This is a genomic window from Vibrio sp. 10N.261.51.F12, assembly GCF_041471725.1.
In the GTDB taxonomy this organism is placed as follows: domain Bacteria; phylum Pseudomonadota; class Gammaproteobacteria; order Enterobacterales; family Vibrionaceae; genus Vibrio.
Genome location: NZ_JBFROV010000034.1, coordinates 26,780 through 48,112, shown reverse-complemented (window position 1 = coordinate 48,112; position 21,333 = coordinate 26,780). Strand labels below are relative to the sequence as shown.

Genomic DNA, 21,333 nt, shown 5'->3' with positions numbered 1-21,333 from the left:
CGTTTTGATGTAAAGGTGAACCTATGAACTCAGCACTTCTATCTATGCTCAACCCTGATAAGAAACAAGAAAGGGCTAAGGCATCGACATCGTCTACGTCGACACCATCAGAGATTGCAACTATCGCGATTATGTCGTTTGCAACGTTTTCAGTTTTAATGCTCCTTGCCATCATTTGGGTCCACTGATTTATAGACGTTCGATGATAGAGGCGCGCCTGCTAGCCTAAGTTGACTCAATAATGAGTCAGATGGGTGATTCTGGTGAAATACAACCCCCATTATCAGCATCTCCCTGTCGGAATATGAGATTTGCATTAAGCTTAGCGATGAGATCATGGTTAATGGACTAGTGTATGTTTCAAGCGAAACTAATGGTTTGGATTACGGTTTTTGTCTTCGTTATCTATGGCGCTTTGTTTGTGGTGTCGCCTGGCGTCATGTTTGAACGAGTGACGGGTAGTGAATTGCTATCAAGGTCTGCGCTGATTGATGTGCGAGCCACGTATGGTGGGTTATCTGTGGCAGTCGGGTTAGTATTGGCAAGGCTGGCGCTTAATGCTGATACACTAAGGACGGCGGTAATGGCATCAATGTGGCTTGCTGCTTTGATGGGATTAACTCGAGCGATGGGCTTTCTTGTGGATCAGAATCCCAGTGATACGATGGTTTTTTACCTTGGCGCAGAAGTGGTATTTACTCTCTGGGGAGGGTTAATACTCCGAAAGCTTCGTACTCGTCGGTATTACTTTAAATAAACCACCAACCTGTTTGAATGATGATCTATGAGCGCGTTTCAGGGAACGTTAACACATGCTCGTTCACCTGAAACCGATAGGGTGAAGCTGTTACTTAAAAATGCAATGCTTAGCGTAATCACTCGCCTCATTAGCGGTCCAATCGCCTTTAGGCTTTTCTTTCATATCTTTACACCATGCATCACTGCCCACCTCGGTACAAGCCATTAATGATGTTGCGATTATCATAGCTAGCGCGATTCTTTTCATTGTTACTTTCCTTGTGAATAAGCCTAATCGAGTCAGTTTATCTAACTGAGCGTGACATTGTTACCGATAATTGTCTTCTTATGGGTGATATTAATTATTTTTCTTCGCTACACTCAAATCCTCGTTTGTTTAGGAATCTAAGTCATGCATATTGAGGTCGATGAACCTACTTCGTATCTACGGCTATTAACGTTGGCGTTGTTTAAAAGGGGAGAGTTGGATAGTGGTGATGATATTCCATTTTTTTCTCTGAAAAGGTCAACGTTCCGATTCAATAAAAGCCAACACCGAGAGTATTGCACTTACTTTGGCTTTGATACTACGACCGTTCCTTTACCGTTTCTATTTGTGGCAACACAAAGTGAACAGTTGATGCTCTTTACTCATCCGAATGCAGTGGTGAAGCCATTAGGCTTGGTGCATACAGAGGTGGCGTTTAATCAAACACGTCCTTTGGCCGTAGACGACAGTTACGAATTTCGATTGTACTTAAGCGATCAACGGCATACGGATAGAGGGGTGTGGTTTGAAGTTACCGGAGAGTTTTATTTTCAAAGGTGTTGTGTCGCTTCATATAAATCCGGCTACCTTATTCCTAATAAGACTCAGCCACGAGGTAGGTCATCATCAGACTCACAACAAACTACTGTTGTTATTGATGAAAGTGCAAGACATTTAGATACCCTGACGTTGACGGTAACATCGTCAAGGGCATACGCTAAGCTGTCCGGTGATTATAATCCTATTCACCTTTCTAAAACATTATCGAGGTTATTTGGTTTCCGGTCTCCGATCATCCATGGCATGCATATGGTGGCTAAGACTTATCTTTTAATGTTGCAACAAGGCGCCCATAAAAATATTCGATTTACTTTTAAACGGCCGATTTTGCTCCCACAAACGATTACCTGCTTTATGGATAGTGAGCGTATTATTTGGAAAAATAAACAGGGTAAAGAACTCATTATTGCGATTTCGCCAGTATGTCATCCACTTTAAGACAATTGTCTACAAAGTGAGACGGGTTTCACAATTATTAGTGCGGTAAAATGAAGCTCAGTTTGACGATATGGTACGAGATTCATGAGCAAGGTAAAAGTGTTACTTGCTGCGGCGCTATTGTGTGCTAGTGGTGCGACATATGCGGCAGAAGAAACACCTCAAGAAGTCGACGCTTTAAAAGGAAATTTTGATCTTACTTACGCTGGCTGGTCAGAACATCTAACGTCTTCAGGAAGAAATCAAGATAACTATATAGTGGGCTTTCGGTATAAACAGTTTGAAGCATTTACGTTGGTGAATAGTTTTGAGCATCGCTCGTATATTCTGTCGTATCATCCTCAATATGACTGGACATCGTGGGCACGCGTTGGCGTTAGACTCGGTGGTATCAGCGGCTACACTGTGGATGAAAACAAAGTGCAAGTGGGAGGGATTACCCCTGTGTTTGCGCCGACGTTGACGCTGCATTACAAGCACTTTGGTTTTGAAACCGCGCTGTTTAATGACGTTCTCGTTTTCTCTCTCAAATTAATGGTCTAATTTCTTAAAGTATGATTTGACCTCTTAAAGTAATGTTTCACTTCTTAAAGTATTCGTTAATCTTTTAAAGCACAGTTTAGTCTCTTAGATTACCGCCCTAAACCAGAGGAGAGTCTCCTCTGGTTCGTTGCGTTGTTATCTGACGGATTCAAATGCCAGCGCTTTTCGTTCAATCTGTCTAAACACGACGGTAAGTAACCCATTGACGCCAAGATAGAATAAGCCCGCGATACCGAACACGGTGAGTGTATCGTACGTTTGAGCGTTGATACGCTGAGCATATCCCATAATATCCATTATCGTTATTGTACTCGCCAGTGAAGTGCCTTTGAAAACTAAAATGACTTCATTTGAGTAAGCGGGCATGGCGCGACGAATTGCGAATGGCAGCAATACACTTAATGTGGCTTTCATATTCATCCCTAATGCACGACATGCTTGCCATTGGCCCTCAGGAATAGCATTGAACGCGCCTTTAAATAGCTGGGTGCTGTATGCTGCAGTGTTCAGCGCTAGAGCTAGCATTGCACAAAACCAAGGTTGGCTTAGCCAATTCCATGCCATGCTTTCACGAATTACGTCAAATTGACCTGGACCGTAGTACACAAGAAAAATCTGGATAAGTAACGGTGTGCCTGTAAAGAGGGTAATAATACCGCGGCTGAGCCAATGAACAACGGGTGTGCGTAAAATAAGGCTTAGCGTCATGAGGATCGCCAGAATACAACCGACTAATAAAGACGCGGCGGTAAGTTGGAGACTCGTAATGAGGCCATCAAACATTTGCCAAATATGCTGTTGATTCATGCCGTTACCCCTTTCGCTGATGTCGATACTTGTTTATCAGAAAATTTATTATCAATACGTTTAACGACTTGCTGAGTAAGCAGTGTAATGACGAGATAAATGGCCGCAGCCGTTGCATACCAGGTAAAAGCTTCATGGGTAGCCGCTGAGGTTAATTGTGCTTGCTTCATCAGGTCAGTGACGCCAATCAGAGAAACTAACGCAGTATCTTTCAACAAAACGAGCCACTGGTTTGTAAGGCCTGGCAGTGCATGTTTGACGGCTTGAGGTAACACAATCTTTATAAAGGTTCGTGTCTGGCCCATGCCAAGTGCTCTTGCCGCTTCTTTTTGTCCGCTAGGGACGGCTTTTAACGCGCCACGAATAGTTTGCGCGGCGTAGGAAGCAAAAATAAGCGATAAAGCGATCACACCAGAAAGGAATGGACTTACCTCGATAAAATCCCCAGTGATAAGAAATAACACTTGGGTAGAACCAAAGAAGATGAACAACACGACTAATAGTTCTGGAAGGCCACGGATGATCGTGACAAAAGCCGTGGTTGGCCATGATATTAATTTGCGGCGCGACATCTCACCTGCCGCAAATAAGATGGCAAGGATCAGCCCAACAAGCAGGCTGACAAAAGCAAGCTGGATGGTTATCCAACTTGCTTGAGCGAGTGACGCAGAATAACCCGTCAGTCCCATATTACTTACCAAAGTACTTATCAAAGATGACTTGGTATTCGCCGTTTGCTTTCACGTTAGCCAATGCTGCGTTAAGTTGGTCGAGTAACGCTGTATTACCTTTGTTTACGGCGATACCGAAGCCATTACCAAAATACTGCTGATTGGTAATCTGTTCACCGACAAACGTCAGAGTATCATTTTTATCAAACCATTCTGCTACGACGGCCGTGTCACCGAATACCGAATCAATACGGCCATTTTGCATATCAATAAATGCATCTTGGTAGCTAGCATAAGGGACTGCTGTGACATCCGACATCTGTTCTAACAGGTAGCTTTGATGTGTTGAGCCATTTTGGACCCCAACTCGTTTACCTTCAAGAGCAGCTTGGCTCGCCACTTTGCCTTCCAGTGCGACAAATGCCGCGGTGTTATCGTAATACGGTGCGGTAAAGCTGACTTGTTGTTGACGCGCTTCCGTAATATCAATACCTGAAATCGCCGCGTCATAACGCTTAAATTTTAATGCTGGAATAAGGCTATCAAATGATTGGTTATGAAAGGTGCATTTTGCATCGATTTGCTGGCAGAGCGCATTCGCTAAATCAACATCAAAGCCTTGAATTTGGTTATTTTCATCAACGTATTCAAATGGTGCGTAGGTGGCTTCCATTGCAAACTTGATCTCTTGTTGAGCGGCAACGTTGGCAGACATAAGACCGATGATTGATGCGAGTACGATTTTTTTCATAATTCTTCTCCAAATAAAACACACCATGTCTGGCAGGTTTTGTTTATTAATTAATTTAGTGTGTTAAATAGTCTGCGAACGCTTGGGTTTTGGGTTCGGTAAACGATGCGTTAGTGCCGTGTTCTACAATGCGTCCCTGCTCTAAATAAAGAACATGGCTGGCAATCTTTTTAGCAAAATCGACTTCGTGAGTGACGACGACTTGGGTGATGCCTGTGCTACTTAGTTCATTGATTATGTTGACAATTTGCGTAGTGATTTCTGGATCCAACGCGGCGGTGGGCTCATCAAACAGTAATACATCAGGTTTCATCATTAGTGCACGAGCAATTGCCACGCGCTGTTGTTGTCCACCTGATAACTGTAATGGCCACGCATCGGCTTTGTCGGCAAGCTGTAAAGTATTTAAGATGACAAGTGCTTCTTTCTTGGCGTCTTCTTTTGCAAGACCTGATACTTTTATGGGTGCTTCGATCAAATTGTCCATCACGGTCATGTGTGGCCATAAATTGTACTGCTGAAAGACCATGCCTACTTTTTTACGTAGTGCGAGGCCTTGCTTTTCAGTAATGGTGGCAGAGAAGTCGTAGGTCTGGTTGGCGATTTCGAGCTGGCCGTTATTGGCGGTTTCCAATAGGTTTAGCACTCGTAAAAGTGAGCTTTTTCCTGCTCCACTTGGGCCGAGTAATACTAATGTCTCACCTTGTTCACAGGTGAAGCTGACATCATGGAGAACCTGTATATCACCATAGGATTTATTTACTTGCTTAACTTGAATTCTCATGCTGATTTACTGCATTAATAGTCACTAGGTGGCTATACTACTAAAAATGATGTTTTATGCAATAAAAATGTATAAAAATCTCAAGTGTTGTTATTTTGTTTTGTTTTTGGGTGTTTTTTTGGGCTTGAATGTTGCCAGGGCTTCATCAGGATGAAAGGTAGTCCAGTGAAGTGAGGAAATGGCTTTTTGTTGGCCGAAAAAAGGCATGATTAAGCTTGTTGATATTGGTTAAATGGTTAGAAAGTGGGAATTGGAGTGAAATTACCGACTACTGACATTGTATTGATGGCCCTTTAACGACTAGCCTTAATACTATTGGACCACACCTATGCAAAAGTGACTCTGTAATAACATGAAGCCATTACACATTGTACCAACCGTATTAGCATTAATTTTGCTAGGAGGTTGTTCATCGACAGCAACAAATGCATCACCGAAAACGAAAGAATATGCTAACTCTCACCAATTGACAGGCCAAGCGTCTTGGTATGGTAGTCAATTTCATGGTCGGCTGACGGCGAGCGGTGAAAAGTACAACATGAGAGCGTACACTGCTGCTCATAAAACATTACCATTCGGAACCGTGGTCCGAGTGGTGAACACCTCAAATAATAAGAGTGTTGACGTGAAAATCAATGATAGAGGGCCGTATGTTAAAGGGCGAGTCATTGACCTTTCGCAAATAGCATTTGAAAAAGTAGGAAGCACGACGCAAGGCGTAGTACCCGTTAGGATTGAAATTCTAGATGATAGTCGTACCTTTAGATATAAACACTAGAAGACGATATCCTTACGAACAAGCGATGAGGGCTAAGCACTGTGATGGGCTGCTACTCATCGAATATCGACGGTAGAGACTTGCTTACAATGAATCAATGGTGATGCTCATATCGTTTCACCATTGATTTATATGATGAGGTTTCACTCTCTGAGTGCCTCGTCAGTCAATACGACAACAAGCCAATTTAAAACACAGTTGATATGAAAAGTAGGCCATGCGAAAAACAGCTAGTGCGAAAACTAGCTAGTGCGAGAAATAGTAAAATTGGCTCGTTTCCTCGATTAACATCTGAGTCGCCTTGGAATAAATATGCTCTTCTTCAGAGCCGACAAGTTGAATCAAGATTGCTTTCTTTGAGGACATGCACTGCCTCAATACCCTAAGTACCATCGAAAGTTCGAGCTTTTGGCCTTTGAGTTTAGATGTGGTTTTCGATATTGAGGGAAGGTCAATGGTGACAATTATCTTGTCGCAATGATGAATGAAACGCGAAACTTGCGACTTAATCATGCCTCTATTTCGATAACAAAGCTCATTTAGTGTTGCCCAGTCACACCCCATATCCTCAGCATAATCCCATTGTTTTTTATGTGACCGCACTGGATCAACGCCTATATGGAATGCACGGCATTCATCATAACGGTTCAATGCAAAATGAAGCATCGAGCCGGTTTTAATTTCTAATGTAGGGTCCATCAAAAACTCGGTATTGATGTTAATCACACCGACTTGTTGAGAATCAATAAGCAGGCTAGGTAATAAGGTCAGTAATGTCTCATGGCAATTAGTGAGAACTAATGGGGTTGCACCATGGGCAAGCTGTTCTATGAGCTGTGTATTAAGGTCTACATTAGCGCGTGGGCTTTCAAAAAAAGGACGCTCTGCCCGATAAGTAGAAAGCAATGGGAAATGGCCCATGTTTCTCATTGAGTGAGAGCATTCGAAACCATTTAACCATTCAAAAGCGGTCTCCAATAATGACTCTGAGTCTTCAAACTGAATATGACTAATTGGTTTAATCGATTCACAAACGGTGAATATCGGAAGCCTATTCTCAGGTACAGAGAGGTATCGGTTTTTCCACAACTGCTTGAAGACACATAACATAATTAATAACCTTGCAGAAATATACTGGTTCAGTGAAGGCAAATAAACCTGATGACAAGCTCAATCTCAAGTATTGGGTTTGAGTGAGGCGCGCTAACGCAAACCCAATACTGTTATCTTTCTGGCGGCAGTGCTCGGGCTGCTTGTAAAACATGTAGGATAAATCTATCTTTATTCGCTTCTACTCGATATGCCGGAGCCATAATCGATACCGCGCCCAGTAGTTTGGTCCCTTTCATCACGGGCGCACTGATACCGGTTACCCCTGGGTCAAATTCTGATGTACTCACGGCATAACCTTGATGTCGAATCAGTGTGAGTTCAGCAATCCATCTATTCATGTTGTCTTCCTCTCCAAAATACCGAAGAATTTTTTCACAACGAATCTCTGGCAAAAAAGCTAACATGGCCTTGGAAGATGCCCCCCTTAATAACGGTTGGCTTTGTCCGCGGACATAACTGCATCGAATTGCCTGAGCGCTTTCTTGCAAGCTAACACATAGCGCTCTGTAGCCTACTGGGACCATGTAGGCGGCCATTTCTCCGGTCTGTTTTTGCAAGCGATTGAGAATGCTTTCTATCGCTTCAGAGTTGTGAGAATTAGATTGATAACTGTGCATCAACATTAGGGCTGCAGGGCCAACAATTAAGGTTTTGTCTTGCACGCTTTCTTCGATTAAATTCCATTCTTTTAGCAATTTGATATGACGATACAAGCTGCTTAGTGGTACCCCCATTTGTATACTGAGGGTTTTTGCTGACACTGGGATCTCGGAGAGCGCGACCTGCATCAGAAGCTGAAGCGGCTTTTCATTGACTTGATTCGTGGAGCGCTGTGTATGGCCCATGTTGGTTATCTACTTTTCAAAACGGATAAGCAATTTATATTCCTATGCAATAAGAAAGGGAATAGTTATTGATTTCGGAATTCTTATTGAGTGAAAAATCGGCCAATTCCTATAAGCGACCAAGCGTTAAGTCAGATTTTGGTTAAAGTGCTTTGATTGCTTTGACGCCGATAACGGAGATGCCTAGAGTGCGGCTCACTTTCTGTTGATGTGTTGACTCAAATGAACAAACCATACTTTAAGCGAGTGTCGCTCGCTATCTTGACGGCGACAGCCATAGCACCTGTTCATGCCCAGGATGCCAACGAGAAAATCGCCGTATTAGCTGGGGTGTCTTTTCTCAACGGTGGTAAAGGCTATTCACTCGGGGTGTACCAATTAAATGGCGATGAAAATTGGGGAGTCGGCGGTGTAATTGAAGGAGGGCGTATCGATGAAAACCCAGACGGTGGTTATTATACTCAATCAAACTTTTATGCAGCAAGGGTTGCCGTGACCTATGGGGTAACGGATCAAATCTATATTGTTCCAAGTTTAGGTGTGGTTCAATCAACGATGGATCGCAGTTATTTTTATGCTGGGCGAGATAACGTCGACCATCACTCATACACGGGCTTCACTCCTGCCGTCGATTTTATCGTAGAAAATGAAGGGTGGACGGCGAGTGTCGGGGTCAGTCAATTACCACTCGTTGACCGCTCAGAGACTGCGTTTAGTTTTAAGGTCGGCTGGTCTTTTTAAGGCTGTCAGTCTCCGCAAAATCATTATCGGCCTCAAGGTCTGCGGATTACGTTTAGACAGTAAGGTCATATAAGCGCTGCGGGTCATAGCGAGAGCGTTATTGGCTTTGAAAGTAGCGAATAACTTGGGGAAAACGCTCGGAACCTCAATCGTCCATGGGTATACCATAGGAATCAGTGCTCCGTTAGTCATCAGCGTGCTGGGGCTGTAGGTAGCGACAGTTGAAACCTTAAGTGTCGCTACCACGGTGATAACAGTAGACCCCCGAACTCTTAACGCTTTGCAAGCCCTTTGCTGTTGAGATACGGAAGAATGTGAGGGCGAGATTCCCCGGACAGTTTCCCCGTTACCTGTTGCGACCAAGAGGTTTGTTTTTGATTGCTTGAGCGACTAGCATAGTACTGAAGCATGGTGTCATCGTAGGCTTGAATGTCGGTCATATCGAGTGCTTGATAGTGGTTTTCATGCAAGATGACATGGGCGGGCAAGCGCGGCTTAACCTCTGGTTTTTGCTCTGGATGACCTAAGCACAAGCCAAACAATACCGCGGTATTAGTGGGTAACTCCAATAATTTGTCGACTTGTTCTGCGCTATTTCGTAACCCACCTATGTAAACCCCGCCCAACCCTAATGACTCAGCGGCCAGCAAGCAATTTTGCGCCATAATGCCTGAGTCGACTGCACCAATTAAAGTCAACTCTGTAAAGTCTGCTTGGACATCGGGATTGATGCTCACATGACGCTGATAGTCGATACAAAACACTAAAAACTCAGCGGCACTTTCCACGTAAGCTTGTCCACCCGCGTATTCGGCTAATAACGTTCGTTTGTTTTTATCAGTAACTCGAATGATGGAAACAACCTGCAGCAAGCTAGAAGACGAGGCCGCAAGGCCTGATTGTATTATGATATCGAGTTGCTCAGCACTGATTGGTTGCTGGGAGAATTGACGAATGGAGCGATGTTCAAGAATAGTTTCTATTGTACGGTTCATAATAGTCAGGTTGTCCTTTGTGCTTATGATGTCGTGAATAGAAATACCATAACGGCATTTATTGGCGAGGTAAATGGCTCATGTTGTAGTGTGGGGACGGCAACGCTTTAGCTCAATGGTTTTGAGCGTGCGGTTATATAACGCGAAACGGGGTCTAGAAGCGTGATGCTTAGCTCGCTTCACGCTTTAAGGTAGTGAGCCTAATAGGCTTACAAACAGATGGCCAATATGCCCGATATTGTGAAGACGATGACCGCATACCAAATAATTTGATTGGAACGATTCACGACGTTGTTTTTGATGTATTGGATTTCTTCTGTCGCGAACGTAGTGAACTCTACCTGGCTGACAGTAAGCTCACTATGTGCTTTTTGCACTTTGTGTTCAAATATATTGAAAGCATTGAGAATAAAGTGTTTTATTTCTGCTAGTGGCGCGGTGCTATTTGCTAGGCTATCCCATATGGCCATTCTGGACTCAAATTCGTTTTCGCTAACACAATTTAATATAAGTAAATCATGCTCGCGCTTGACGCGTTCTTTGCGCATTTTATTGGGACAAATATTCTTGAAACTATTCACGACCGTCACTCCAAGCCATTGATGCTATTGTTCGAGAAGGGCGGAGGCCGCCTCTAATTTGAAAGGCATACTAATGATGACGTTTAGCAACATCAAATGGCGAATTTTGTCGAAACGATAATGAATTGTTATATAGATTTAGTGTATGTCCTGAAGAGACAAACTAAGTTTGAGATAGTTTGTCGTCATTGGGGGGACGTAAAAACATCGGCTAATGCTTAAGGTTGAGACGTCATATTGTGCTTCATCTTCTCGGCGATTTCCTGAAATTTGGCAAGGTCATCTTTAGATAATCCTTTTGTTAGGTTGACTAAAACGTGGCTATCTACACCGGAAATCTTCTCTACAATCTCTTTTCCTTTATCTGTCACTCGTAGGCATTGGCTACGTTTATCTTTTGGGTTGGGCGCTTTCACGATGAACTCTTCTGCGAGTAGGGTATTCAGTAGTCGTGTTACTTGCGCTTTATCGCGATCAAGTAAGCTTGCAATGTCATGAGCAGTACAGGAGTCTTTAGCATTAATTATTTTTAGAACTCGGACGTGCATAGGGGCAATACTCAATCCGAGCTGTTCGATGTGATTGTGCATATTGCGTTTAACAGCATGCATGAGGTGAAACAAGCTATCGAGTGATTTTTGGTTAGGCATCATTCTGGTCCAGTAGTAACGACAAATAGTATCAAAAGAGTTGGTGATTGATATTGTCAACTTGATTTGGGTTGGAATCAAGACTGAATGACGCGGATATAGTGATAAATATTGGAATAGTGGTATTTCGGAAATACAACAGCACGCGATTTGTACCGTTGTAGCGGAGTAAAGTGTTGTGTGGTTGATTACCAAGTGGAATGATCAGATTCGCTTTCTGCGGCCGCCGCCAAGTCTTTTGCGCATTGTTTCAAACGCTGTAGTCCACTGATTTCGCCACGTTCAATGTGCTCAATAGGTGCATAACCATTAAACTGATTCGATGTACTACGGACATTAATGAAGTTATTGATGAAATGAGAACTGTCGAATGCGGTTCGTAAATACCCATCTATCTCTACTAAAATATGGATCCTTTCCATTGTCGTAGGGGTTACTGCGACGGTCGCTGGTGTAATTTTCATTCTGGCGTGTTGTTCTGGTGAGAGCTCAAGTATCGCTTCTGCCTGAAGATTTGATGCCCCCCATCCGTCAAGAATATTGAGTGCATATTTAACCAAAGTGAGTCGTTCATTTTGCGACAAATCCATAGGGTGTCCTTATTTAACCACGTACTTGTTACTATAGTTGTCAGTTTTTGTTACCTCAAGATGACTGAATGAAATTGAATAATAGAATTTAGACTTTTTTATTTGTCTTTAAGCGCAGATAGGCGAATAATAACAACAGAATTTATTGAGGCTGAAGCTTTGTCAAAATCTTGGTGGTCATTTGTTGTTTCGATCTGTGTCGTATTATTTACGTCCTTCGGAGTAACAGCATCTGAAAATAGCGAGGGCTTAGTCGAGCCGTACGCCATAGAGGGTACCTATTTTGACCGTGATATGGTTTCTGAGCGTGATATTTCTTTTGAACGCGACATTGTTTTTGATCGCGACATTGTTTTTGAACGCAATACGGTTGAACACCTTAGTGTAAGCGCACCACATCAAGAAAAACGCCACGCTTTAAGTGCTGATGCTCATGTTCCGGCTCTGACCGATACCTCAAAGCGACCTACCTCTACTCGACCTGACGAAAGTCGCATTAAAGCGATTTTGTCGAACTTACGCTGGATCAGTAGTGGTAATGAAACGAGTGAATTCGAGTCTGCTAATTTTGGATTGATTACAGAAGTTGGTGACTCACCGTGCTGTTTCAAAATTGGGCTTAACACCGATGCCCCTCTTGTTTACTTCAGTTACTTTCTTTTTCACACCAGTGAACATCGCGTTAATGGTTGGAAAGACAGTAATACCATCTATGTTGCTCTCAATAGCCAATACGCATAACCCTTCTTTATAAAGTAACCTGCAACGATAATGTACTGCGAAGACGATCTTAAACGAACGATCTATTTGCGTTGATTCTTATTGCTCAATTTTATCTATCAGCCATTGGCTGAGGAACTGCTATGCGTATAAAAAACAAACCATTAAAACGACTTAATCACTACTCAAAGTGGAAGTATATTGTACTAATTGCGGCGTGTTTGCTGCTGACGTTCAGCGCGTTGCCGTCTTGGTATGGTGAAAAACCAGCCATTGAATTGAAACTCTCAGAGACAAGCAGTCAACTCGATAGTCCTTTTAAAATTCAGACACTACTGGAGAGCAAAGGCGTTCAAGCTGAGTCGATTGAACTGTCTGATAACAAGGCCATGTTAGTGTTTGCTGATGAAGCCATACAGACACGAGCGAGAAATGTACTTAACGGCGCGATCAATGAGAAAGACAGCCTCTCATACTCGTATACCTCAATCGCACCTGCTTGGCTAAAGGATATGGGCCTGTCCCCGATAAAACTGGGGTTAGATTTGCGCGGCGGTGTTCAATTTCTTCTTAATGTTGACGTTGACCAAGCCGTCTCAGAGCAGCGTGACGCAGTAATTGATGAAATCAAACAAGCACTGCGTGAAGAGCGAATCTTTGGTGTCACCATTAACCCTAGAAATAGCAACGGCATGTTGGTGACAACCAAAAACGAAAGTGATCAGCTGACGATTCGCCAGTTTATCAATAAGCAATACCCAGAATGGTTAGCAAAAGGAAATGGGCAAGGTCTCCAGATAAGTTTACGCGAGCAAAATAGTGCCGAGTTCCTTAATTTAACAATGCAACAAAACTTGAAAATAATGCGTCAACGTATTGAAGAGCTCGGTATTACTGAGGCTTTGGTCCAGCGCCAAGGTGAGACAGGTATTCGTATCGAGTTACCTGGTGTTCAAGACCCTTCATTGGCCAAGCGAGTCATCGGTGCGACGGCGAGTTTAGCTTTTTATGAGGTGAAAACGCCCGGAGATGCGGCAAGTTCGACACTAAGAGTAAAAGACGAGCAAGGTAGCATGGTGGTATTGGTGAAGAAACCAGTACTTACCGGCGAGCACATTGTTAACGCTCGAGTTGGATTTGACCAAATGCACCGTCCTGAGGTTGATATCTCAATCGATCATCTCGGCGGAAAAATCATGAGTGACTTTTCTGCTAGCCATATTGGTAAACCCATGGCCACCGTTTATCGTGAATATGGTGTGAATGCCCGTGGGGAAACTCAGAGAAGTGAAAAAGTGATCAGCGTAGCGACAATCCAATCACAACTGGGTAGCCAATTTAGAATCACAGGTTCTGGTGATATGGAAGAAGCACAGCAATTAGCGCTGTTGCTACGTGCAGGTTCGTTAACCGCGCCGGTCACCATTGTCGAAGAGCGCACTATTGGTGCTTCACTCGGGGCTGAAAACATTCAAAACGGTTTTGCTGCACTCGCGCTCGGACTCGGATTAACGCTAACTTTTATGGCGCTGTGGTATCGACGCTTGGGGTGGGTCGCGAATGCTGCTTTGATACTCAATATGAGTTGTCTGTTGGGTCTTATCGCTCTGGTACCGGGAGCGGTACTGACCCTACCTGGTATCGCGGGTCTAGTGTTGACCGTGGGCATGGCGGTGGATACCAATGTTCTAATTTTTGAACGGATACGTGACAAGCTGGCAGAAGGGCGAAGCTTTGCCCAGGCGATTGACCAAGGGTTCAATTCGGCAGTCGCCACTATCTTGGATGCAAATATTACGACCATGATCACTGCTGTTATTTTGTATTCAATGGGTAATGGTCCCATTCAAGGGTTCGCGTTGACACTAGGCTTAGGTCTATTAACCAGCATGTTCACGGGCATTTTTGTTTCTCGTGCCATCATCAATCTTGTATGGGGAAAAGACGCCCGTAGAGAAGTAAGGGTATAACCATGAAAAATTATCTTACGAACCATATCCGTTCTATTCGCTATATGACCAATATGCTGTCTATCGCACTGGTTGTCATGTCCGTTATTGCCGTAGGTGTTAAGGGGCTGAATCTAGGATTAGATTTTACCGGTGGTGTAGTATCAGAAGTTCAGCTTGTACAGCCGACCACTCAAACAGAGTTGCGAGATGCACTGAGCCCGGTATTGGGTGATGGCATTTCTGTCACTAAGTCTGGTGATGAAGGGCGTTGGTCTATCCGCTATGCTGGCGACCGAGGTTCAGAGGTTCATCAAGAGTTCAAGCAAGTATTGATGGCAGCTTACCCAGATTCAAGTATTGTTAGTGACAGCATCGTCGGTGCGCAGGTTGGGCAAGACCTCTATGACCAAGGCGGCCTTGCGTTGTTGGTTTCTCTACTGTGTATTCTCGGTTATCTGAGTTTTCGTTTCGAATGGCGTTTAGCCAGCGGCGCGCTTGCTGCATTGCTGCACGATGTTGTGTTGGTTTTAGGCTTCTTTGCGTTGACGCAGATGGAGTTTAATCTAACGGTGTTTGCCGCCATATTGGCGATACTTGGATACTCATTGAATGACTCCATTATTATCGCGGATAGAATCCGAGAAATCCTGAAGTTTAAACCCCATGAAGAGACAGCGCTGGTAAGCGATCAAGCAGTGCTAGGGACATTTGCTCGTACCATGGTGACATCAGGTACTACGTTAATGACGGTAGGATCTTTATGGTTTTTAGGGGGCGATGCGTTGCAAGGATTTGCTACTGCGATGTTCATTGGCATTTTTTCTGGGACGTGGTCGTCGATCTCCATGGGCACCGTCTTGCCTGAGTGGCTGAAATTAGACGGCAAACATTATCAACCTATTGAGATTGACTCAGCGCCTTAACACAGGCATTTAAAAAGCATAAGTGGTTTTTATTATGCGGGTAAATCAAAAAGGGTAACGCGTTCGTTACCCTTTTTGATTATTATTGCTTATTGCTTATTGCTTATTGCTTATTGCTTATTGTTCAGACGGTGAGATCTTTCACTGAACCTCTTACAATAACGCTAGGTACAATCGGTTCGCTGGTGTGCTTGGCATTGCCTTTTCCTTGAACGATAGCCATGACCTTTTTCGCTGCTTCGCTTGCCATCTGTTGAATCGGAAAGTCAACGGTAGTGAGACCTGGTGTCATGTGTTGACCAAACGAGACATTATCGAAACCGATAATGGAAATATCCTCGCCAATGGTTAAACCTCGTTCAACACACAAACTGTAAGCCGTCATGGCGATGTTATCATTCATGCAAAAAATAGCAGTGAGAGGCACATCTCGGTCGAGTAGACGACGGATAGCTTGTTGATTGCACTTGTGGTCAAATCGACCTTCTACGACAGCATTAGGATTGTATTCGACCCCATACTGATTCAATGCATTTCGAAAACCCTGCAAGCGGTCACGACTGTCGACTTTACTTAATTGACCTGTGACACAACCGATGTGTTTATGCCCTTGCTGAATGAGGTGCTCCGTCGCCAAAAACCCCCCTCGCTCGTTATCAATCCAGATGCAGCGGTCCGAAATTTCTGGGATGTATCGGTTAATAAGCACAGTAGCGTCGACTTCTTTGGTGATATCGAGTAACTCACTGTCTGGAAGTGTGTCGACGGTCAGTACGAGACCATCCACTTTTTTTGAACGAAGGAAGCGAATGGATTCCAACTCTTCATCGTATTTCTCATGTCCGCTAGTAATAATGAGATGATAGTTCTCTTTTCTTACTACTTTTTCAACCTCGTGCATCATCGGCCCATAGAATGGGCCATCAAGCGTACCAACCAACATGCCTATACTACACGAACGATTAGAAGCCAGTGCTTGAGCAAAAGCATTGGGTTTGTAGCCAAGTTCTTCTATGGCTGCATACACTCGTGTTTTGTTCGCTTCTTTCACTGAAGCGTGACCATTTAAGGTTCTTGATACAGTGGCTTGCGAGACTTGAGCAAGTTCAGCGACTTCTTTTATTGTAATCAAATCTTCAATTCCTATGCTTCAATTTCGCTGAAATCACTCACGATTTCATAGACATGACGTTATTTAATTATACAACACAATCATCATTATTCATTGGATTGATGTCGAGCTTGAATTCCTTAAGACTAAAAAATGTGATCTAGGCAGCTAAGCAGGCGGTCAATTTGCCCTTATTGTCGCTAGGTATCATTTTAGTGACCGGAGACTCAATTATTTTTGTAAGCGCTTTCTTAATAGTGATAGTGCTCAAAGTTTACGATATGGCGGTATTTTGTACGTGTACACAGCTCTAATTTTTGATTACGCTTATAATCAACCAAAAGACGGTAATAATATGATTGTTTTCACGTAGAATGTTGCTGGTATTTATCTTTTAAAGCAAGTTTTTTTGAAACCTAAAGAAAGCGCTTACTTTTTGGTGTTATGAAAAGAGAGCTTACGCAATAGCTGGAGACGGTTGGATTCTTCGTCAAGAAAGGGTTTTTGTCGGGATGATGTTTAGGGAAGGGAGCATATGGGGGTATGTGAACTTAATTATCCCGATTTTTTTTTGAAGCAATGGCCTGTTGATTGCAGGCGAACGTGTGTTAGATGAGCCGCGGTATCACGGATGAACACTAGGAGCTAGAAAATGAGATTTTCGTTATGGATAATGGTATCGCTGATAACAGGGTGCAGTCAGTCGTCAACAACGGTTGATGCTTATGGATTAGCCGCCTTGTCTGACAGTAACGTTTGTTGTGAATCCATAAGAGCGCTTGAATTTCAAACGTTACTTAATGAAAAGAAACAGACTATTGAGATAACCTCCCGATCACCTTCATTGATGTTCGATACAGGGAAATCATTTATATCTGCGCTTGAAATTTCGGCTCATCAGGATATACGGAAACTCAATATATACTCAGAAATAGATGCGGATTTATTTGTACCACAGGCACAGTTATTAGACGAAAACTTTACGGTTGTCTTTAACTCTGACGCACAAGATATAGTCCGAGAATCACAGACAGCCTTTCATCCAGAGCGATACCGACTCACTCTCTCCTTCGACCATGAACCGTCGCCTCGATACCTCATTATCTATACAGACTTCCAGTTGTTGGGAGAGTCGACTCCGCGCCAAGCCGATGTTTCAGCAATGGCAGAGACTGGGCAAACGATGGCACTACAGAAATACATGATGGAGCCATTTGGTGTCCATAGCGCTATTGGCACATTAACGCTTTCAATGGAAAAAAGCGCACCAAATGCAGTCGTGGCAAGTCCGACCATAAAAGCCAATACCCTGGATTCGTTAGAGCGCTATAAGCGAAACCTAACGCAAAAAGAGCGGGACAACTTTGGTGTAGAGATCATCGAATTGGTGGAACGTGGAGATTTAGAAAAAGCATTGGCATTCACCAATAAAGCCGCGAACCCTGATATTGCAAAAGGCATATTCACCATGTCAGTAAAACTAAAACCATAACCTCAATAAACCGAAGAACACACATTTAATCGCAAGCTATTTATATCACAAGTTCAGACTGACTCTTTTCGTATTTTTAGAGAGGGTACAGTTGTACAGGGAATAAAATAATATGAATACGAAAGTATCGACTCGTTCCATCCTCTCATCCGCCGTAGTGCTGGCTTTGGTCGGTTGTACGTCGACCAGTGAGCCTATCGCATTTACACAAGAGCAACTCAATGATCCAACAGGGAGCCCAGATCCGGTTTGGACCATGATTTGGAATGATGAATTTCAAGGCGATGAAATTGATAAATCTAAATGGAGTCATGAAGAGAACTGTTGGGGCGGCGGCAATAATGAACAGCAGTGTTACACCAAGCGCAGCGTAAACTCTTTCGTCGACAATGGTGTGCTCCATATTGTCGCAAAAGAAGGCAGCTTTACGGGTGCTAATAATAATACCGGAGACATGCGTTCGAAAGCGACGCTGCCGTTTACTTCGGCGCGTTTACGCACTCTGAATAAAGGTGACTGGAAGTATGGTCGCTTCGAAATTCGAGCGATGTTGCCACACGGTCAAGGGACTTGGCCAGCGATTTGGATGCTGCCGACAGACCAGAAGTATGGAACATGGGCGGCGTCAGGTGAAATTGACATCATGGAAGCCGTAAACCTGCAAGTTCAAACGGATATCGAAGATGCGCCAAAGGGCGAGTTAGAAAGTCGGGTCTATGGCACCTTGCACTATGGTCGTCAGTGGCCAGAAAATGTCAGCTCCGGAACCGATTACCACCTACCAGATAATATTAACCCAGCGGATGGCTTCCATACTTACGCTGTTGAATGGGAGGAAGGCGAAATTCGATGGTATGTAGATAACCATCACTTTGCTACACAACGAAAAGAAGGGTGGTATAGCCAATATAAAAAGAACGGCACATTGATGACTGCCGATGAAAGCGCCCCTTTCAATGAACGTTTTCATCTGTTGTTAAACCTAGCGGTGGGTGGGTCTTGGTCTGCAAATCGAAATGAAGGCGGAATTGATAGCGATATCTTTCCACAGACACTTGCCGTGGATTATGTACGAGTCTTTGAATGCAGCCTTGATAGAGAAACTGGCAAAGGTTGTGCAACGGTCTCACCAGAAGCAAAGTTAGTAAAAGGTAACGCCGCCCCCGCTATTATTATTGCCGATAAAGATTATGGCAAAGGCAAAGAACTGACCATCTTTGATGATGCACTCAATAAACACCTTGTCGCGAGTGGATACGATCCTGATGGGAGAGTCAGTGTTACATACCTTGATGAACCTGGGCGTGGAAAAGTCATTGAACTCACAAAGAAAGGTAAGGTGGGCAATGCGTATTTCATTACTCCTGAGTTGGATTTAAGTGGATGGGCAAGCGACGGTGAATTGGTGTTTGACATGAAGACCGTTGATATTAAAGAAGACTCTCAGTTACTGATTAAAATGGACAGTGGTTGGCCTCTCGCCGGAGATTATGAGGTGCCGCTAAGTGCTGCCACAGGTTGGCAGGAAATCCGAATCCCACTGTCTGAGATTGTCAGCAACGGTAACCGTTTTTCTAAAGGCAGCACTGTCGACCTTTCTAAAATAAAGAACATCCTCGTATTGGAGCCTCAAGCATCACTTACTGTGCAATTAGATAACATTCGACTCGTTCGATAGTGAGATTGAAATTGCTTTGGGTACATTACGAACTTACAAAATGATATTTGGTTAGTTTTACATAGCAGTGGTAGAGCGTTTTAACAATATTATTAGCAACTCTAAAGAAAGCGCTTACAAAATAAATGGAGTTACATTTACATGAAAGTATCAAAATTAGCATTAGGTGTTGTCGCCGCATTAAGTATGCAGTCTGGGGTTTTCGCGCAAGAAACAGAAGGATTTGAATTTCACGGTTATTTTCGAACGGGTGTGATTACCAGTGCCGAGAACGACTTCAAACGTTCTAACTATGCGGGGCAAAAGGAAACATTGGGGCGTCTAGGGATTGAAGCCGACAATGATTACAAAGCCAACTTCGCAAGTACATGGGCGTTTGAAGATGATCGAAGTTTCAAAATTCACTTTGGGATTGGCAAGTCTGGGAAGGAATCTGCGTTAACATCTAGCTCGGATGCGATTGATGCGGGTATTTCCAATGCGTTTATCGAACTTAACGGTATTACGCCATCGGGCACATTTTGGGCTGGTCGAAGGGAGTACGGCAAGGCGGATAACTACATCTTCATGACGGACTTTTTCTACACCGATATGTCTGGTACGGGTATTGGCATTCAAGGCTACGAATTAGGTGATTCGATGGTCGATTTAGCCTATATCGCGAGTGACCGGGTCAATGAAGATGTTGATCGCTGGGCGACGGCACCTGCGGAAATCGGCAACAATGCGACTAACCTAAACAACCTTATGCACGCATTAAATATTTCATCTACTTTCGGCAATTTAAAATTGTCCGCTTTGCTTAAAGCCATGCCAGATAACTGGGATGTTCAAGGCAAAGAATGGGCAGAAACAGGTTACGACCTGACCGCAACTTATAACCTTAATAGCTTCTTTGCGATTCCTGGTAATGGCTTTTCAAAAATCATTGTACAAGGTGGTAAAGGATTGGGAGCCGGAAACTTACTTGGTGGAACCATTACGGACTACAACGCTTATCATCCTGGCTCACTCGCGCAGGGTCAACATAATGACTGGGGACCAGCAGGAGAAGCATCATACTTAGTCACTCAATTAGAGGATGACGATACCTCGGCTCGCGTTTTAATGTGGGGTGGGTATACCTTTGAAAACGGGGTGAGTTTATTCCCTTCAATACAAGCGCAATACAATGATATGGCTACCGGTGATGCTCGTACTGAAGGCGGTTATAATTACTGGGCGTCGGCGATGGTTAGACCAACCATTCCAGTCAGTCAGCACTTCTATATGCAAGGTGAAGTAGGCTATGTTTATAACAATTGGAATGGTAACTCGTGGAAACAGTCTAAATTCACCATTGCCCCTACGTTCATTCTACCCACCTCATTGGGTGTCGCACCGGAAATCAGGTTGCTGGCCACGTATTTACCAGAATCATGGACAAATTTGGATGGGCAAGGCAATGCGGATAAAGATTTTATTGTGGGTTTCCAAGCTGATGTTTGGTGGTAATGTAGGAAAAGTGCGCCGAAAATAGCGCTTTACACTGTCTAAAAAACAATCAAAAAGGCTGCATTTAGTGGTCTTTTTGTGATCTTAATTCAAAAAATGTGGCCTACAT

The 21,333-nt window shown here is 43.6% G+C and carries 24 protein-coding genes; 12 read left to right on the top strand and 12 right to left on the bottom strand.

Annotation, left to right across the window (positions count from 1 at the left end):
* The first annotated feature begins 23 nt into the window (after positions 1-23).
* Both AB4405_RS17570 and AB4405_RS17565 read left to right on the top strand, forming a co-directional pair.
* Positions 24-188, top strand: coding sequence for a hypothetical protein (locus tag AB4405_RS17570; protein ID WP_372062083.1), 165 nt, complete (start codon positions 24-26; stop codon positions 186-188).
* A gap of 167 nt (positions 189-355) precedes the next feature.
* Positions 356-757: a DUF4345 family protein gene (locus AB4405_RS17565; RefSeq protein WP_372062082.1), complete on the top strand. Its 402-nt coding sequence runs from the start codon at positions 356-358 to the stop codon at positions 755-757.
* A 90-nt stretch (positions 758-847) separates the two neighbouring features.
* On the opposite strand, the gene AB4405_RS17560 is transcribed toward AB4405_RS17565, so the two are convergent.
* A complete protein-coding gene (locus AB4405_RS17560; RefSeq protein ID WP_372062081.1) occupies positions 848-1,006 on the bottom strand; it encodes a DUF3012 domain-containing protein in 159 nt (52 codons plus the stop codon).
* Between the two features lie 144 nt (positions 1,007-1,150).
* On the opposite strand from AB4405_RS17560, the gene AB4405_RS17555 reads away from it, so the two are divergent.
* Both AB4405_RS17555 and AB4405_RS17550 read left to right on the top strand, forming a co-directional pair.
* Entirely contained in the window at positions 1,151-2,005 is an 855-nt protein-coding gene (locus AB4405_RS17555; RefSeq protein WP_372062080.1) for a MaoC family dehydratase, read from the top strand.
* Between the two features lie 84 nt (positions 2,006-2,089).
* Positions 2,090-2,548, top strand: a complete 459-nt coding sequence (locus AB4405_RS17550; RefSeq protein ID WP_198593017.1) for a hypothetical protein — start codon at positions 2,090-2,092, stop codon at positions 2,546-2,548.
* 135 nt (positions 2,549-2,683) lie between these two features.
* Here AB4405_RS17550 and artM read toward each other — a convergent pair whose 3' ends face one another.
* From artM to artP, 4 genes are read right to left on the bottom strand one after another with little or no spacing between them, the layout of a single operon-like run.
* On the bottom strand, positions 2,684-3,355 hold the full coding sequence (gene artM / locus AB4405_RS17545; protein ID WP_372062079.1) for an arginine ABC transporter permease ArtM: 672 nt from the start codon (positions 3,353-3,355) through the stop codon (positions 2,684-2,686).
* A complete protein-coding gene (artQ, locus tag AB4405_RS17540; protein ID WP_102469448.1) occupies positions 3,352-4,044 on the bottom strand; it encodes an arginine ABC transporter permease ArtQ in 693 nt (230 codons plus the stop codon). Before artQ ends, artM begins: the two co-directional genes overlap by 4 nt.
* 1 nt (position 4,045) lies before the next feature.
* Complete coding sequence (locus AB4405_RS17535; protein WP_102469447.1) at positions 4,046-4,777, bottom strand: arginine ABC transporter substrate-binding protein; 732 nt, start codon at positions 4,775-4,777, stop codon at positions 4,046-4,048.
* Between the two features lie 55 nt (positions 4,778-4,832).
* Positions 4,833-5,561 (bottom strand): arginine ABC transporter ATP-binding protein ArtP, encoded by a 729-nt coding sequence (gene artP / locus AB4405_RS17530; RefSeq protein WP_372062078.1) that lies wholly within the window; start codon positions 5,559-5,561, stop codon positions 4,833-4,835.
* Between the two features lie 352 nt (positions 5,562-5,913).
* Between artP and AB4405_RS17525 the strand changes: the two genes are divergently transcribed.
* Positions 5,914-6,339, top strand: coding sequence for a septal ring lytic transglycosylase RlpA family protein (locus AB4405_RS17525; RefSeq protein WP_102469445.1), 426 nt, complete (start codon positions 5,914-5,916; stop codon positions 6,337-6,339).
* A gap of 246 nt (positions 6,340-6,585) precedes the next feature.
* Here the strand turns inward: AB4405_RS17525 and AB4405_RS17520 are convergent, their stop codons facing one another.
* Positions 6,586-7,449 carry a hypothetical protein gene (locus AB4405_RS17520; RefSeq protein WP_372062076.1) on the bottom strand — a complete coding sequence of 288 codons (864 nt, stop codon included), beginning with the start codon at positions 7,447-7,449 and terminating at the stop codon, positions 6,586-6,588.
* A gap of 113 nt (positions 7,450-7,562) precedes the next feature.
* Positions 7,563-8,297 (bottom strand): IclR family transcriptional regulator, encoded by a 735-nt coding sequence (locus AB4405_RS17515; protein ID WP_372062075.1) that lies wholly within the window; start codon positions 8,295-8,297, stop codon positions 7,563-7,565.
* Between the two features lie 222 nt (positions 8,298-8,519).
* On the opposite strand from AB4405_RS17515, the gene AB4405_RS17510 reads away from it, so the two are divergent.
* Positions 8,520-9,038 (top strand): hypothetical protein, encoded by a 519-nt coding sequence (locus tag AB4405_RS17510; protein WP_372062073.1) that lies wholly within the window; start codon positions 8,520-8,522, stop codon positions 9,036-9,038.
* A gap of 272 nt (positions 9,039-9,310) precedes the next feature.
* Here the strand turns inward: AB4405_RS17510 and nfsA are convergent, their stop codons facing one another.
* The 4 genes from nfsA to AB4405_RS17490 form a co-directional block, all read right to left on the bottom strand.
* Positions 9,311-10,033, bottom strand: a complete 723-nt coding sequence (nfsA, locus tag AB4405_RS17505) for an oxygen-insensitive NADPH nitroreductase (RefSeq protein ID WP_372062072.1) — start codon at positions 10,031-10,033, stop codon at positions 9,311-9,313.
* Positions 10,034-10,242: 209 nt separating this feature from the next.
* Positions 10,243-10,503 carry a hypothetical protein gene (locus AB4405_RS17500; RefSeq protein WP_372062071.1) on the bottom strand — a complete coding sequence of 87 codons (261 nt, stop codon included), beginning with the start codon at positions 10,501-10,503 and terminating at the stop codon, positions 10,243-10,245.
* Positions 10,504-10,832: 329 nt separating this feature from the next.
* A complete protein-coding gene (locus AB4405_RS17495) occupies positions 10,833-11,264 on the bottom strand; it encodes a MarR family winged helix-turn-helix transcriptional regulator (RefSeq protein WP_372062126.1) in 432 nt (143 codons plus the stop codon).
* Between the two features lie 188 nt (positions 11,265-11,452).
* Positions 11,453-11,854, bottom strand: coding sequence for a hypothetical protein (locus AB4405_RS17490; protein ID WP_372062069.1), 402 nt, complete (start codon positions 11,852-11,854; stop codon positions 11,453-11,455).
* Between the two features lie 159 nt (positions 11,855-12,013).
* Here AB4405_RS17490 and AB4405_RS17485 point away from each other — a divergent pair, with 159 nt between their 5' ends.
* The 3 genes from AB4405_RS17485 (at position 12,014) to secF (ending at position 15,449) form a co-directional block, all read left to right on the top strand.
* Positions 12,014-12,595 carry a hypothetical protein gene (locus tag AB4405_RS17485; protein WP_372062068.1) on the top strand — a complete coding sequence of 194 codons (582 nt, stop codon included), beginning with the start codon at positions 12,014-12,016 and terminating at the stop codon, positions 12,593-12,595.
* Between the two features lie 122 nt (positions 12,596-12,717).
* Entirely contained in the window at positions 12,718-14,544 is a 1,827-nt protein-coding gene (secD, locus tag AB4405_RS17480; protein WP_372062066.1) for a protein translocase subunit SecD, read from the top strand.
* A 2-nt stretch (positions 14,545-14,546) separates the two neighbouring features.
* Positions 14,547-15,449 carry a protein translocase subunit SecF gene (secF, locus tag AB4405_RS17475; protein ID WP_102469435.1) on the top strand — a complete coding sequence of 301 codons (903 nt, stop codon included), beginning with the start codon at positions 14,547-14,549 and terminating at the stop codon, positions 15,447-15,449.
* 124 nt (positions 15,450-15,573) lie between these two features.
* Here the strand turns inward: secF and AB4405_RS17470 are convergent, their stop codons facing one another.
* A complete protein-coding gene (locus tag AB4405_RS17470) occupies positions 15,574-16,581 on the bottom strand; it encodes a LacI family DNA-binding transcriptional regulator (RefSeq protein WP_372062065.1) in 1,008 nt (335 codons plus the stop codon).
* A gap of 631 nt (positions 16,582-17,212) precedes the next feature.
* Between AB4405_RS17470 and AB4405_RS17465 the strand changes: the two genes are divergently transcribed.
* The 3 genes from AB4405_RS17465 (at position 17,213) to AB4405_RS17455 (ending at position 21,224) form a co-directional block, all read left to right on the top strand.
* Positions 17,213-18,052 carry a MalM family protein gene (locus tag AB4405_RS17465; RefSeq protein WP_372062064.1) on the top strand — a complete coding sequence of 280 codons (840 nt, stop codon included), beginning with the start codon at positions 17,213-17,215 and terminating at the stop codon, positions 18,050-18,052.
* Positions 18,053-18,164: 112 nt separating this feature from the next.
* On the top strand, positions 18,165-19,730 hold the full coding sequence (locus tag AB4405_RS17460; RefSeq protein WP_102469432.1) for a glycoside hydrolase family 16 protein: 1,566 nt from the start codon (positions 18,165-18,167) through the stop codon (positions 19,728-19,730).
* Between the two features lie 141 nt (positions 19,731-19,871).
* Positions 19,872-21,224: a carbohydrate porin gene (locus AB4405_RS17455; protein ID WP_102469431.1), complete on the top strand. Its 1,353-nt coding sequence runs from the start codon at positions 19,872-19,874 to the stop codon at positions 21,222-21,224.
* Positions 21,225-21,333: the final 109 nt, after the last annotated feature.

What these genes read in the sequence shown, in the direction of transcription:
- nfsA (WP_372062072.1), bottom strand. Translation starts at nt 10,033, where the DNA reads ATGAACCGTACAATAGAAACTATTCTTGAACATCGCTCCATTCGTCAA.
- AB4405_RS17560 (WP_372062081.1), bottom strand. Translation starts at nt 1,006, where the DNA reads ATGAAAAGAATCGCGCTAGCTATGATAATCGCAACATCATTAATGGCT.
- AB4405_RS17515 (WP_372062075.1), bottom strand. Translation starts at nt 8,297, where the DNA reads ATGGGCCATACACAGCGCTCCACGAATCAAGTCAATGAAAAGCCGCTT.
- AB4405_RS17500 (WP_372062071.1), bottom strand. Translation starts at nt 10,503, where the DNA reads ATGGCCATATGGGATAGCCTAGCAAATAGCACCGCGCCACTAGCAGAA.
- secD (WP_372062066.1), top strand. Translation starts at nt 12,718, where the DNA reads ATGCGTATAAAAAACAAACCATTAAAACGACTTAATCACTACTCAAAG.
- AB4405_RS17460 (WP_102469432.1), top strand. Translation starts at nt 18,165, where the DNA reads ATGAATACGAAAGTATCGACTCGTTCCATCCTCTCATCCGCCGTAGTG.
- artM (WP_372062079.1), bottom strand. Translation starts at nt 3,355, where the DNA reads ATGAATCAACAGCATATTTGGCAAATGTTTGATGGCCTCATTACGAGT.
- AB4405_RS17555 (WP_372062080.1), top strand. Translation starts at nt 1,151, where the DNA reads ATGCATATTGAGGTCGATGAACCTACTTCGTATCTACGGCTATTAACG.
- secF (WP_102469435.1), top strand. Translation starts at nt 14,547, where the DNA reads ATGAAAAATTATCTTACGAACCATATCCGTTCTATTCGCTATATGACC.
- AB4405_RS17455 (WP_102469431.1), top strand. Translation starts at nt 19,872, where the DNA reads ATGAAAGTATCAAAATTAGCATTAGGTGTTGTCGCCGCATTAAGTATG.
- artP (WP_372062078.1), bottom strand. Translation starts at nt 5,561, where the DNA reads ATGAGAATTCAAGTTAAGCAAGTAAATAAATCCTATGGTGATATACAG.
- AB4405_RS17490 (WP_372062069.1), bottom strand. Translation starts at nt 11,854, where the DNA reads ATGGATTTGTCGCAAAATGAACGACTCACTTTGGTTAAATATGCACTC.
- AB4405_RS17570 (WP_372062083.1), top strand. Translation starts at nt 24, where the DNA reads ATGAACTCAGCACTTCTATCTATGCTCAACCCTGATAAGAAACAAGAA.
- AB4405_RS17565 (WP_372062082.1), top strand. Translation starts at nt 356, where the DNA reads ATGTTTCAAGCGAAACTAATGGTTTGGATTACGGTTTTTGTCTTCGTT.
- AB4405_RS17520 (WP_372062076.1), bottom strand. Translation starts at nt 7,449, where the DNA reads ATGTTATGTGTCTTCAAGCAGTTGTGGAAAAACCGATACCTCTCTGTA.
- AB4405_RS17535 (WP_102469447.1), bottom strand. Translation starts at nt 4,777, where the DNA reads ATGAAAAAAATCGTACTCGCATCAATCATCGGTCTTATGTCTGCCAAC.
- AB4405_RS17525 (WP_102469445.1), top strand. Translation starts at nt 5,914, where the DNA reads ATGAAGCCATTACACATTGTACCAACCGTATTAGCATTAATTTTGCTA.
- AB4405_RS17550 (WP_198593017.1), top strand. Translation starts at nt 2,090, where the DNA reads ATGAGCAAGGTAAAAGTGTTACTTGCTGCGGCGCTATTGTGTGCTAGT.
- AB4405_RS17510 (WP_372062073.1), top strand. Translation starts at nt 8,520, where the DNA reads ATGAACAAACCATACTTTAAGCGAGTGTCGCTCGCTATCTTGACGGCG.
- AB4405_RS17495 (WP_372062126.1), bottom strand. Translation starts at nt 11,264, where the DNA reads ATGCCTAACCAAAAATCACTCGATAGCTTGTTTCACCTCATGCATGCT.
- artQ (WP_102469448.1), bottom strand. Translation starts at nt 4,044, where the DNA reads ATGGGACTGACGGGTTATTCTGCGTCACTCGCTCAAGCAAGTTGGATA.
- AB4405_RS17465 (WP_372062064.1), top strand. Translation starts at nt 17,213, where the DNA reads ATGAGATTTTCGTTATGGATAATGGTATCGCTGATAACAGGGTGCAGT.